Below are 13773 nucleotides of genomic sequence, written 5' to 3' on the forward strand. Positions count from 1 at the left end.
TATGTTATGTAATATATACAATCTATAACACATTCGTTTCTCTTCTTTTTGATAGAACTATGGAATATTATTAGAAAAATGAATAAAAATACGTTATATTTGCCCATATTAACATAGTTCTCCTAGAACTACAGTATTATTGTGTTTTGGTTAATGTGCTGTTAGTTAGTCGATTGTGTTTTGTTTGATACAGTTTTATCCCTATAAAAACCAATTTTTCTCCCTTCAAGTACAATATTATCTTCTGTTAAATCTGATTTGCTCCCATTGAATTTTGTGGTAACTGTAATTTCGCCCTCAGTAATGTTAATCTAAATTAAAGAAAGGAGGGCTATTAGGAGAAAGTAAAAATTATCACAGTTCAAACAGGGTTATAAGAACAGTTGTTAATCATCAGATAAATTATGACCCTTTGCTACAAACAGAAAATGAATTTAATCAACTATTAATAATAACATTATGAAGAACACAGTTTTTTTTCTGTTATCTAATCAAAAAGTTTTAAAGCGTTCGCTTTTATTTGTTTCGCTGAGCAGTGCTTTGCTAGGAGGAGGACCAAGTTTGTGGGCTGCCGGTTCGCCTGTTGGATTTGCTGGGGGCGATATTACAGTAGAGAATACATTCTCGGGTAATCAACCAGGGGTTGATGAGATTACTGACGACCGTGAATGGACTATCCAGGGGCAGGTCATGGAAAATGTAGAACCACCTATGTCATTGCCAGGTGTGAATGTAGTCATAAAAGGTACAACATTGGGTACGATTACCGATGGAAACGGTTATTTCAGTATCAAAGCCAAAAGAGGAGATATATTGGTGTTTAAATACATTGGCTTTAAAGATTACGAATACGTTGTATCCCGTCAAATCAGTAACTTGTCTGTCGCTATGACGGCCGACTCGGAAGAATTGGATGAAGTAATCGTAACCGGTATGTCGGAAGAAAAGCGTTTGAACTCCGTTTCTGCCGTATCTACATTGAACGTAACAGCTAATTTGATAACAAAACCTATTACTTCTTTGTCACAATCTTTGCAGGGGGGTATCACTGGTTTGTACGTTTCACAGAGAACCGGTCTTCCGGGTGCCGACAATGCCGTGATCAAGATTCGTGGTATCTCTTCTCTTAACACAAACAACGACCCGTTGGTGTTGGTGGATGGTATTCCGATGAATATGAATAATCTTGACCCGAATACGATTGAGAGTATGACCGTCTTGAAGGACGCCGCTGCTGCTGCCATGTATGGTGCCCGCGCAGCCAATGGTGTCATCGTGGTAAAGACCAAGCGTGGTATGCCGGGTAAAGTAAATGTTAGCTATAATGGATATGTCGGTGTTCAAAAAGCTACTTATTTGCCCAAATTTGTAGATGGCGCTACTTTTATGGAAATGACCAATATTGCACAGCAAAATATTGGTGGTGATCCGACTTATTCGCAAGAGGCTATCGATGCTACTCGCAACCAAACAGATCCGATCAAGTATCCGAATACGGACTGGGCGGATTATATGTTTAAGGACGGTTTCATCCAAAACCACTCTGTCGGTATATCCGGTGGTAGTAACTTTGCCCGTTTTGCTTTGAATGTTAACTGGTTGAAGAACCAGGGTTTGATAGAAAAAGCAAAATCAGACCGTTTGAATATCCGTGCCAATACGTCGGTCAATTTGTTGGATAACCTCTCTGTCAACATGGACTTCAATGCGTACCGTACGAACCGTTACGAACCGATGTATCGTGGTGGTAACCATGCAAGCAAGATTCTAGAGTTCATTTATCGTACACCGTCTAATGTCATGTCGGTTTATCCGATGAAAGAGGGACGCGATGTTGTTTTTTATGGTAACCGTCCGGAGCAGCGCAACCCGGCAGCCATGATTGAACGGGGTGGTGAATTCAAAGCCTTGGAGGATAACGTAAGTATCAATATTGCTCCTCGTTGGGAGATCATTCCGAAGTTGATCGTCCGTGGACAATATTCTTACCGTGTCAGCAGTTCGGCTAATACAGAAAAACGCCGTTCTTATAACTTCTTCGATTACGAAACGGATGTGTTCTTGCAAACATGGGGGGCTATCAACAATGCTTCTCAAAACCGTAGTTCTTATTACTATTTAGGAAGTACGGTTGAATATACCTTAGAAAAAGATAAACATCGTTTATTCGTATTGGGAGGTTATAACCAAGAACAAACCAATAGTGGAAACTGGGACCGGTGGTCAATGGTTTCTTTGTTTGCCAAAGCCAACTATACATTCAACGATCGCTATTTGTTTGAAGGTACGATTCGTCGTGATGGATCTTCTCGTTTCGGAAAAGGGCATAAATATGGTGTGTTCCCCTCTATAGGTGCCGGTTGGAACGTGACGGAGGAAAACTTCATGAAGGAATTGTCATTTGTCAACCACATGAAGATCAGAGGATCTTATGGTATGTTGGGTAATGAAAACATAGGCTTGTACAAATACCAGAATTTGATTAGTCCAGGCGACGGTACTGAAACGGAATTCGGTAACCCGAATCTGACTTGGGAAACGGTTCGTATGTTGGATGTCGGTTTCGATATGACCTTGTTTAAGGATTTGGATATCACGTTCGACTATTACAACAAGTTGACTACCGATTTGATTCTTGCACCGCCAACATCTTTTATCGGTGGTACGTTTTTGGGTAAAAACAAGAGAGTTCTATTAAACTCCGGTAAACTGAGAAACCGTGGTTGGGAATTGGATCTGAATTACGGAAAGCAATTGACGAAAGACTTCTCGTTTAACATCCATGGTGGTCTGAGCCATAATGAAAATGAAATCGAAGAGTTGTTTGGTGGCCCGTATGACAACGGTACCCGTATCCATACAGAGGGATATGCTTTGAACAGTTATTATGTTTATCCATCCGATGGATTGTTGCAGGAAAGCGACTTCACGAAAGATGCCAGCGGAAATTGGATCCCGAAAGAAGGGGTGGTTATCTATGACGGGCAGCAGCCGGGTGATATCCACTATATTGATACCGATAAGGATGGTAGTATTACAGTTGATGACCGTGTGGTACGTGGTGATGATCAGCCGAAGTTGAACTATTTTGCCAACATTTCGTTGAATTGGAAGAAGTGGAGTTTTGAAACGTTGTTCCAAGGCGTAAGCGGTTCGGAATCTTACTATACAGCTCCGTTCTCATACGGATTGGATATTACAGGGGATGGTTTGACACCAATCACTGCCCAAATGGATTATTGGACACCGACCAATACCGGTGCACGCTATCCGCGTTTGGCTCCGAATGCATCTTATGGTAACAACCACCGCCAATCCGATTTCTGGCGTTTCAATTCAAGCTATTGCCGTATCAAGTATATCCAATTGGGGTATACATTCGACCAGATGGCTTTGAAGAGGATGGGTATCCAGAGTATCCGTGTGTATGTCAATGCACAAAACCCGTTTACTTTTGCACAGGACGATTTGATCGACCCGGAAGGAAAGGGGCAGATGAGTTCTTACCCAATGGTGAAAACGTATTCTTTTGGTCTTAATTTGAACTTCTAAAACAGGAATATACGTCATGAAATTAAATAATGTATTAAATAAAAAGATGTTGGCTGTGTTTGCCTCCTCTTTTTTACTTTGTGGTTGTGAAGACTTTCTGACAAACGACCACCCGACAGGAATCACGGATGAAGATTTCTGGAAAACGCAAGAAGAATGTAGCAGTGCTTTAGGAGCGTGTGCTGTTTGGCCCGGTGGTTCTTATTATTACGCTTCTCCTTATATGGCTTTGATGCACATGGAAGGTATGACGGACAATATGCATTGGGCAGGAAACTTCAAAGGTGAAATCGCTCAAATAGGGAATGGTACTGCTACAGCTACAACCGGTGGTTATGTGAGTGACTTCTGGTCTGATTTCTATAAGTGTATCCGCCGTTGCAACCGCTTCTTGGAGCATGTACACAGTGCATACTTCATCAATGAAAATGAACGTGAACGTATGATTGCAGAAGCCAAAACATGGCGTGCTTGGCACCACATGCGTCTGTTGATGTACTATGGATATCACGATGGTATTCCAATTGTAGATAAGTCGTTGGAAGGTACCGAGATTTATAAAGGAAGGAACAGTGTGGATGAGGTACTCGATTTCATCAACAAAGATTTGGATGAAGTTATCGCCATCACCAATAGAGATGTATTCCCTTGGGTGTTCGATGACAGCCGCCGTTCTCGTATGTGCCGCTCGTATGCATTGATGCTGAAAATTGATGTGAATTTTCAGTTTAAAAGATATGATGTGGTGAAAGAGGCTTGTAAAAAGTTCTTTGCACTTAATGAGGAAGCCAAAAGTGGAGGTATGGGCTATGAACTGTATTATGATCCGGATATGAGTAATGACTATGTAGGAAGGCATTATAGCGGTATGTTTACTTATGTTGGCCATAAGAATAAGGAATTCATCATTTACAAAAATGGTGCTGCCTCTGAAGCCTGGTTCCGTAATGCTCCCCAGAGTTTGAGTGGTCAGGGGGCTTCCGGCGTGTTGAAATCGTTGGTAGACGAGTATGAAACAGCCGAAGGCGTTGCATTGAAAGATCTGCCTGCAGACGAACGCACGAAGTTTGAACACGACCCGTTATGCAAACCTCGTGACCCGCGTTTGTATGCAACTGTTATCGTGCCGAATGATAATACTTCTATCTCTGGTTTCGAATATAAGCCGTTTGAAGATGGTGGAGCAAATAATGTGGGTACAGTAGGTGCGGTAAAAACAGGATATATTTTAAAGAAGTTCCTGGATGAACAAGACCGTCCTCGCCCTTCCGGTGGTTCTTTGATCTATCCTTACTATCGTTATGCCGAAGTATTGCTCGACTATGTAGAATCTTTGGTTGAAACCGGTGAGTGGCAGAATCCGGATGTAGAAAAATACATCAATATGATTCGTAACCGTGCCGGTATGCCGAATATGAACAAGGCGGTTTACAATACACAGGAAAAAGTACGTGAACTGTATCGTCGTGAACGTCGTGTCGAACTTTGCTTTGAAAATAAACGTTATTGGGATATTCGTCGTTGGGGCATCGGTAACGAGACTATGAATGGTACGGCTTTAGGTGCTTACAATCCGGCGACAGACAATTATGTGAGATTGGAAAACCGTACATGTACATTCCCGAAATACGATGCATGGCCTCTCCCGCAAGATGAATTGAACTCAAATCCGAATATTGAACAGACTTCGGGTTGGTAAATAATTCTTAGAATAGTAGGAGGGGGGCTCCTCCTGCTATTCATTCGATAATAAATTATTAATCTTTAAATTAAACGGTTATGAAAAAAGTAATGTATTTATTAGGAGTAATGATGGCTGTTGTTTTAGCTGGTGTTAATGTATTCTTTGTGGTACAGGATGGTAGGAGTGATTCACTGGAAGTAAAGGATGCTCAGGCAAGTATAACTAGAACTAGTAATGCGGGATGTGATCCAATTAAGTATCAAATAGGGTATAGGGAAGATTGGGAATCTCGCGAAGCTATAGATGGGTATGTAAAGGTAAATGGTGAATCTAGCTTTATCGGAAATATTGTAGGTGGCGGAGAAGTTAAAATTAATGTTCAAGTTCCTGTATGTTCAGATTCGCCTCAAAATTGTTGTGATAAAAAGCATTTAGATAAACCATTTCAGGTTCTTTAATCCTATTTTGACGTTGTTTTGATTTATTAATCCCTAATGATAGTGTGTAATAAATTCAAAGCAACGTCAGTTACATGTAGTAATAATGAATAAAGAAATCCTATGAAGTATTTATTATTTTCTATATTCTATATATTTCTGATTGCATGTTCGGGGCAAAATCAGAAAGGACAAACGGTTTGTGATTTGCAAACGATCAGTATCAAGGAAGGTGAGATTGAAAAGTTAACAGATGCAGATGTTCTTAATTCCATTCATTTCGTGCCGTTGGAGACGACGGATAGCTGTTTGGTAGGAGGAGAGATAAAACAGCTTGAAATATTTGAAGGTAAAATTTTTCTATTGGATATGAATGCGCAAATCTTTGCATTCAACTGTTCTGGTAAATTCCTTCAACGCATAGGGAAACGTGGACCTGGTCCTGAAGAATACGTAAATGCAACCCATCTTTATATTGATCCTTTTCAAAAATGTATTTGTATATACGATGCTTCTACTTCATATATGGTACGATATACTTTGGATGGTACTTATCTGAATAGGAGTAAGGTTCAAATTAATCATAAAAACATTTTAGTTTCACATGTTAATCTTTTGGATAAGAGACATATTTTGATACAACCTAATAACTCTCCAACAAGTTATATAATTATGTGGTTTTGAATGATGAAAAGAATGAAGTAACTATCCAATCTTATCATTTACCCTATTTAGGTATAGGAGATAACAGTAATTCTTTAGGTAAAGCGAATTATTGTATAGGAAAGAATTTTTATGCAACTAGGTTATTGTCCGATACGATTTATCAGTGGACCAAAGAACAGTTTGTTCCTAAGTTTATTCTTGAGACAGGATTGAAATATACCTCTAAAGAGGTTGTGGATGAATATGCTCCTTATTTTATAATTGCAGAAGCAAAAGGCAAGTTAAATCAAAATGGATATTCAATAGGAATAGATCGTTTATTTTCTACAGATAATTATTTGCATTTACAATATTCAGGATTAGGATACTTTGATGCTATCTTTTGGAACTTTTCATCCAATAAAGGATATTTATACCGAACAGAGTATAATTCAAATCCATTGTCATTGTTTTATCATAATATAATGTCCACATCAGAAGATGCGTTGATCCGGTATTTGACAACAGAGGAACTATATAGGTGGGAAGATAAAATTCGCACCACCAATCACCCGGAAGTACCAGAGTTATATAAAAATCTGAAAGAAGAAGACAATCCGGTATTGGTGTTGTACGATTACGATAAACTTTTGAGTCGATTTAAATGAAAAATACAGTTATATCAGCCTTACTCGTTTTGTTTGTCCTGTTAAACGGTTATTTGTTGTACAAAACGGTTTATCAGCAGATTCGTATTGCTCGCTTAGAAAGGAAAAATTCTGATCTGGTGGTTTCGAATGCCAATTATGAAGAAATCAACCATTATCTCGGTTATATCCTGCGGAAGAATCAGGAGGCAACCTATAAGCCGCTGGTTATGAATCAACGAATTTCGTCCTTTCTTGCTTCTCAACCCAAAGACAGCTATATTTTGGTGAGGTACGACGTGAATATATGTTCGACCTGTTTAGTGAAGTTCTTTAATTGGTTGAACGAATTGATAAAAAGAGCTGGTAGTGATAATGTCCTTCTGTTTCAGATAGGTGAAAGCGACCATCCGGATGTCGCTGCGGCTATGCCGAAGAAATGTAGGATTGTCCCGATTAAAGCGGACGAACTCTATTCAGAAATGTATCCGGAGACAGAAACCCCTTATACATTTGTCTATAAGAAAGGCGAAAAGTTCCCATTCCTGTTTGCCATGTATCCGGACGACATCATTGGTATGAATGAAATGTATTGGGATAGTTTTGTCAGTTACATACGTAATACAGCCACATTTGAAAGCGATGTGGAGTTGTGCGATACAACTTTTTTTATTCGTGATGCTGTAGAAATATGGGCGGACTATAAAACGGATGTGCAATTGGAAAAGGGGGATTCCTTGTTGCTTCCGAACGGGCGAAAGGTGGTGATACGTTCCACCATTCCTAAAGGGGCTTCGCTTCGTTACCCGCATTATGAATATTCAAAGGGAAATTGTTGCGATAAAGACTTTTTGAAACAGGAGTATCGATTTCCTTAAAATGTAAAAATATGAAAGGTATTATCTGGAAATACTTATATACGATAGCCCTTGTCGCTCCTTTGTTGGCTGTAGTTGTTGTCAACAACCAGTGGGCGTATGGTGCCATTTATTACCGGTACGGTTGGTTTTATCTGACTGTATTTGTGATTTTGTTGTTTACCGTTTTGGATTTTTTGTTCCGGAAAGGTGGAGGCAAACTGTTTCGTGTATCTGTATTGGATATGATCCTTTTCCTTTTTATCTCTTATTTGGCTGTCAATTATTATTTATCGACATCCATCTCTGAAACGTATTTGTGCTTGTCGATTTTGCTATATGTCTATTATATCTGTTTTCGGTATGCTTTTGTTGTGAAAAGATTGTCGGTACGTCCGGTCTTGTTTACCTTATTGGGAGTGGGAGGCATAGAGGCCGTTTGGGGAATACTTCAAATATATAGGCTTTTGCCTTCTTATCATGCTAACTTTTTAATCACTGGAAGTTTTTTGAATCCGGGGCCTTTTGGTGGTTTTCTGGCCATTTGTGTTCCGTTGGCAGTATATGCTTTTTTGAATGAAGAGAAACAAAGAATTAAAGGCTTATTGGTCTTTTTACTTTTGCTGTTTGTTGCCGCTTTGCCTGCTTCTATGAGTAGGACGGCATGGATTGCTTCTTTTGGCGGTACTCTTTATGTCGTTGTATCGCATTATGGATGGTTTGAAAAAATGAAACAGATAAAAAACTGGCAAAAGATTGTTTGGGTTATTTTATGTTTTATCACTTTTACTATTGTTATTTATTTCTTGTTTATATTGAAAAGTAACTCGGTGTTCGGGCGTTTTCAGGTTTGGTTCGTATCTCTCCAGGTATTGGCAGAACACTTTTTTACCGGTGTCGGTTTGGGGAATTTTTCGGCAGCATACGGATTGAAACAGATTGCCTGTTTTACCACACCGGGCATATTCCCCTTGGATGAAAAGTTGGCAGATTGTCCGGAATATGCGTTCAATGAATTTATCCATATAGGGGTGGAGTTGGGCATTGGAGGGGTTTTATTCCTTATCGCTATTTTTTATATGGCTTTGCGGAACAGTCGCTGTACCCATAAAGGAGTTACCGGTTCATTGATCGTATTGTTTATATTTTCTTTGTTTTCTTATCCGCTCAGATTGTTACCTTTTTTGATCGTATTTGCTTTTTTATTATCAGTACAATCTGAGAAGGCGGGAATAACGTTGGGATGTCCGAACCTTTGGGTAGCTAAAACGACTATGTTGTTGTTTTTCTGCCTGTCTATCCTTTTGTTTGGAAACAGGTTGGCGCATTATGAAGCATTGAAAGTATGGAATAAAGCTGTTTATACAAACGAATTTAAACAAGGTTATCGTTATTTGCGCGATCAGCGTTTGTATTTGACCAATTATATAGATGCCTTGATTGTTGAAAAAAGATACTTTGAAGCTAATTGTGCGATCCATCAGCTGCAATCGTATTGTTGTGATTTACGCCCTTATATATTAGCCGGAATGAATTATCAAAGCTTGGATGATTTCAAACGGGCGGAAAACTGTTTTTGAATGGCCATTATTTGGTGCCTGAACGTCTTCTGCCTTGTTATTTTCTAGCCCGTTTATACCTTCAATATGAACAAAAAGAGCAAGCTCTTCAGTGGGCAGAACATATAGTGAACAAAGAAGTTCGCATCCAGTCGGAGTTGGCTTTCAATATACAACAGGAGATGGAGAAATTGATAAAAGAACATAAATCCTTATAATGATGAAGCGTAGGACTTTATATATGATAGGAGGAATCGTATTCTTGTTGGCAAATATCTTTTTGTTTGCAGGTTCTTCGGTGTTTGTTTTCTCGCATGTCGTGTCGGAATCGATGATGCCGACGGTGTTGAAAGGCGACTATGTCGTTTCGTGCCAGTTCATCCCCGGTTGGAGATTGGCGCATACGGACCGGGATACGGTTTCGGTAAAACGGATTTTCCCGTTGTCGGCTATTCGGCGAAATGATTTGGTTGTGTTCAATTTCCCTTTTGTAGATAATGGTTGGAGGATGATATACAATACAGGTAATTATTATATAAAACGATGTGTGGGACTTCCGGGAGATACTCTTTTGAAGGAGGAAGGAAAATGGGATGTGGATAGCAAACTTGGTTCGCGAAAGACAATTTATATACCTAAGCAAGGAGATACCATACCTTTAAATAAAGATAATTATATGTTGTATTGGCGGTGTATGGATTATGAAACGAGGATGGATTTGGAATATAAGGATTCGACCTTTTTTTTCAATGGAAGAAAATTGGATTATTATGTGTTCAAGAAGAACTACTATTTTATGCTGGGCGATAACTGGATGAATTCGAATGACTCTCGCCATTGGGGATTATTGCCCGAAGATTTCATTGTGGGTAAGTCGTTGTTTGTTTGCTATTCGGTTGATCCTGAAACAAAACGGCTTCGATATGGTCGAATAGGTAAAAAACTATAAAGCTTGGAGATATGCAAATAAAATATTTGTTTTGGGTGCTAGCGTTTGTTTTCGCCGGATGCGTGAAGACAAATGACAAGGAAATCGAAGTTTATTTTCGTAGTTCCGGAGATTCTTTGTGTCTTTATGCCTATTTGCATTTGCAGGAACAGTTGCCTCCTGAAAAATTGGAATGTTTGACAATCGATAAATCTTTTTTAATTCAAGACATTGAAAGGGCAGTAAGTACTTATAAGAAACGGCTGGAAACTTCTTATATTCCGTTTAGCTTGTTTGAAGAATATTTGCTTCCACCTGTCATAGAAGACGAACCGTTGGAAAATTGGCGGGAGATATGTTTGGATAAATTTTCGTTTCAGAACACTTTGGATGTAGTGGAAGTGTGTGATACGGTTAACGCATTGCTGAGTAAGGATTTTTCTTTTAGTTACGGAGAGATACCTGCCCGCTATTTGTCGTGGAGTTATTTGGACACGTTGACAAAAGGCGATTGCTACCACATGGCAAAGTCTGTGTTGTATCCGTTAAGGGCGTTAGGTTATCCTTGTACGATTGATTTTAGTCCCTGTTGGGGAAATACGACCGGTGGGCATTCATGGAATGTGGTTTATATAGAAGGGAAGATGATTCCGTTTATGGGACGTGAAAAAGGGGTATATGCATACGACCCTTTCCGGATTTATAACTTTGAAAACCCCGAAAGGATGAATCCTGCACGTTATCCGGGAAAAGTGTATAGAAAAACATTCTCTGCTAATAAAAAGTTAAAACAGTTGATAGGGCATATTTCAATGGATGATTTGCCACCTTTTTTATCAGACTGTCGAATGATGGATGTGACGGCCGAATATCTGCCTGTATCGGATGTGGAGATAGAGGTTACAGATACGATTCCTGCGGAAGAATCGGTTTATCTTGCTGTCTATTCGGATGACTGGACGGCCACAGCCTATACTGATACGTATCAAAATAGGATAGCGACTTTTAAAGATGTGAAGAATGAAATGCTCTACATGCCGGTTGTCTATCGAAAAGGAAATATATATCCGATTGATCGCCCTTTCATAGTGGATAGGGTAGGTGAAAAAAGATTTTTGACAGCGGATGATTCGACGGAAAGATGTGTAGTATCTTATCTATTACCTTTAATGACCGAAATGTCAACTGCTGTGGCCAACAAAGATCGATTACCGAAAGATATTTTCGACCGCCTGTATTCCGGCGAAGCACGTAAAAGGCCTGTTAATGGCGAAGCTTATTCTCTTTTTTATTGGAATGCTAACCAATGGCAATATATCGGCACTGAAATTGCAACTAATAATCATATTATTTTCCCGGAAGTTCCTCAAAATGCCTTGCTGTATTTGGCAGACAAAGACAAGAAGTTCGTAGGGCGATGTTTTACCTTGAATAAAGGAGAAATGATTTGGTGGTAATAAGAAAATCCAAATGAATATATAACCAGCGTAACTTTATGGTTGCGTTTAATTTAAATTATAATATCATGAGTGCATTCACAAAATTCTGGAAAGTATGGTTGAACTTGAACCTGCTTACCAAAGACGTAGAGAACGATTACACAGCAGAAGTATCTACTGTAGGGAAAACATCACGCAACGAAGACATCGCGAAACAGATTATCGAGGAAGGTTCTGAGATAAAGTATGATACTTTATTGTCTGTCATCAACCAGCACGACCGTATTATCCGTGAATTGTTGCAAAACGGCACCAGCGTATTGACCGGGGTTGCCCTCTATTCACCGAGTGTGGGGGGAGTATGGAATAGTTCTACTGAGAAGTATAATCCTGAGAAACATAAGGTTTCAGTCAGTATAAGTCCTTCTGCCGAGCTGCGGAAAGCTCTTTCGGTAGTTGGCTTGGAAGTGCTGGGCGTGAAAGACAGTACCGCGCGTATCGGTTTGGTGACTGATACGGCTACCGGCTTGACCGACGGTTCGATGACACCGGGCGACGATATCTTGATCTCCGGCGAAAAGATCCGGGTTGCTGGAGAAGCTGAAGGTGTCGGTGTATTCTTTATCGATTCGAAAGGCGTGGAAACGGCAGTTACCCGTCGCTTGACACAGAATGATCCGAAGACAGTGATTGCCCGTGTGCCGGCAGAATTGGCCGAAGGCACATATACGCTCCGTATTGTCACGCAGTATTCCAATAGCAATACCTTATTGAAGGCTCCGCGTGTGATTGAATACGAGCATGCTTTGCGTATTGGCAACGGTGGAGGTAGCGACCGTCCGGAAATCGAATAATTTGTTCGATCGACAGACGTACACCTGTTCGACTGACAGAGGCGCTTCTGTTTGATCGACAGGCGTACGTCTGTTCAGTTGACAGCAACGTGGAGTGTGACCTATGATTAAATTATCCCCCAATGAAATCTGAAAAGATGGAGACGAAGCAGAAGGCTTTCATGATTCCCGCCTCATGGAATAGTTTCGACTTGGGTAGCCGATATCCGTTTTCTTCCTTTCAATTGGATTTTTATTATACAAAAGCATTGGACTATACGGTTTATCAAATGGATGAAGCGGATGGCAGTTTCTTCCCTAAATATCGGTTTGATTTGGGCGACAGGAGTTGGCCCGAAGATGCCAAAGAAGTTCAACCATACGAAGAACTGCGGAGGAGTAATATTATTTAAAATAAAAACATATTCAGTAATCAAATAGAAAGTGTATGAAGAAACATTGGATGTTATTGGCGGCATTGTTCATGCTGTCTTGTTCGGACGATAACGATCCGATAAAAGAGGAACCGGAAACGGACGAACCGGATGAACCGGGAATAGAAGTGGTTGAACCGGAACCATATCGTGCAAGCCGTATGTTGATCAAACATGGGTTGCAGTTGCAGTGTTGGGTGGCTACCGATAATTATGAATTGGGTGGAAAAGCCGGGCAGCCAGCCTATAACCTGTCGATTCCGGATTGGAAGCTGACGGGGTTTACTGGGCCTACTTTTTACGGACCGCCTCTGATCAACACTTCTTATTTCAAGGAATTTCCCGATAGCCAGTGGGCAATAGCCAAAGCGCCTCATGCCGATCAGTTGAAGAAAGAACCGACGGATTATGAAGAGAAGAACGGGTTCCTTTCGGAAGATCAGTTGAAGTACCTGGACAAACTGACTACGATCTGTTTCGGTGACGAAGAAAACTACTCGTTTGACGTGGCGAAGATACTGAAAAAGTGGTATGACGTGGCGCGCCGTTTGTATCCGGACGCCTTGTTGCATAACAATCAATTCGCCGGGCAGTGGAGCCGGACGGATATGCTTACTTACATCAAACTTGCCAAGCCGGATTTGCTGACCTACGATTGGTATTATTTCCATACCTGGGATAAGGATAATTATATAGGAGCCAAAGACATGGCCGGGCATCTGCCGAATACCGCGATCTGGCGTTAGGCGGATGGGAAG

General features: G+C 40.3%; 12 protein-coding genes. All 12 read left to right on the forward strand.

Annotated features, from left to right (window positions below; all coding sequences use genetic code 11):
- Nucleotides 1-459: 459 nt before the first annotated feature.
- Nucleotides 460-3552 (forward strand): TonB-dependent receptor, encoded by a 3093-nt coding sequence (locus tag DXA15_RS09075; RefSeq protein ID WP_128133828.1) that lies wholly within the window; start codon nt 460-462, stop codon nt 3550-3552.
- A 16-nt stretch (nt 3553-3568) separates the two neighbouring features.
- On the forward strand, nt 3569-5251 hold the full coding sequence (locus tag DXA15_RS09080) for a RagB/SusD family nutrient uptake outer membrane protein (RefSeq protein WP_128133829.1): 1683 nt from the start codon (nt 3569-3571) through the stop codon (nt 5249-5251).
- An 80-nt stretch (nt 5252-5331) separates the two neighbouring features.
- Entirely contained in the window at nt 5332-5694 is a 363-nt protein-coding gene (locus tag DXA15_RS09085) for a hypothetical protein (RefSeq protein WP_128133830.1), read from the forward strand.
- A 102-nt stretch (nt 5695-5796) separates the two neighbouring features.
- Nucleotides 5797-6357 (forward strand): 6-bladed beta-propeller, encoded by a 561-nt coding sequence (locus DXA15_RS09090; RefSeq protein ID WP_128133831.1) that lies wholly within the window; start codon nt 5797-5799, stop codon nt 6355-6357.
- Nucleotides 6354-6986 carry a hypothetical protein gene (locus DXA15_RS09095; RefSeq protein ID WP_128133832.1) on the forward strand — a complete coding sequence of 211 codons (633 nt, stop codon included), beginning with the start codon at nt 6354-6356 and terminating at the stop codon, nt 6984-6986. The genes DXA15_RS09090 and DXA15_RS09095 overlap by 4 nt, the downstream gene beginning before the upstream one ends.
- The gene (locus DXA15_RS09100; RefSeq protein ID WP_128133833.1) at nt 6983-7843 is read left to right on the forward strand and encodes a hypothetical protein; all 861 of its coding nucleotides are present in this window, start codon (nt 6983-6985) and stop codon (nt 7841-7843) included. Before DXA15_RS09095 ends, DXA15_RS09100 begins: the two co-directional genes overlap by 4 nt.
- Before the next feature lie 11 nt (nt 7844-7854).
- Nucleotides 7855-9402, forward strand: coding sequence for an O-antigen ligase family protein (locus DXA15_RS09105; protein ID WP_233567037.1), 1548 nt, complete (start codon nt 7855-7857; stop codon nt 9400-9402).
- Between the two features lie 196 nt (nt 9403-9598).
- Nucleotides 9599-10330, forward strand: coding sequence for a signal peptidase I (gene lepB, locus DXA15_RS09110; RefSeq protein ID WP_233567039.1), 732 nt, complete (start codon nt 9599-9601; stop codon nt 10328-10330).
- Between the two features lie 11 nt (nt 10331-10341).
- Nucleotides 10342-11766, forward strand: a complete 1425-nt coding sequence (locus DXA15_RS09115; protein WP_128133834.1) for a transglutaminase domain-containing protein — start codon at nt 10342-10344, stop codon at nt 11764-11766.
- 38 nt (nt 11767-11804) lie between these two features.
- Nucleotides 11805-12602: a DUF4469 domain-containing protein gene (locus DXA15_RS09120; RefSeq protein WP_128133835.1), complete on the forward strand. Its 798-nt coding sequence runs from the start codon at nt 11805-11807 to the stop codon at nt 12600-12602.
- 122 nt (nt 12603-12724) lie between these two features.
- Nucleotides 12725-12994 (forward strand): 6-bladed beta-propeller, encoded by a 270-nt coding sequence (locus tag DXA15_RS09125; protein WP_233567043.1) that lies wholly within the window; start codon nt 12725-12727, stop codon nt 12992-12994.
- 35 nt (nt 12995-13029) lie between these two features.
- Nucleotides 13030-13761 (forward strand): hypothetical protein, encoded by a 732-nt coding sequence (locus tag DXA15_RS26170; protein WP_233567045.1) that lies wholly within the window; start codon nt 13030-13032, stop codon nt 13759-13761.
- Nucleotides 13762-13773 lie beyond the last annotated feature (12 nt).

The organism is Parabacteroides sp. AM58-2XD (assembly GCF_003463685.1).
Taxonomy (GTDB): Bacteria; Bacteroidota; Bacteroidia; order Bacteroidales; family Tannerellaceae; genus Parabacteroides; species Parabacteroides segnis.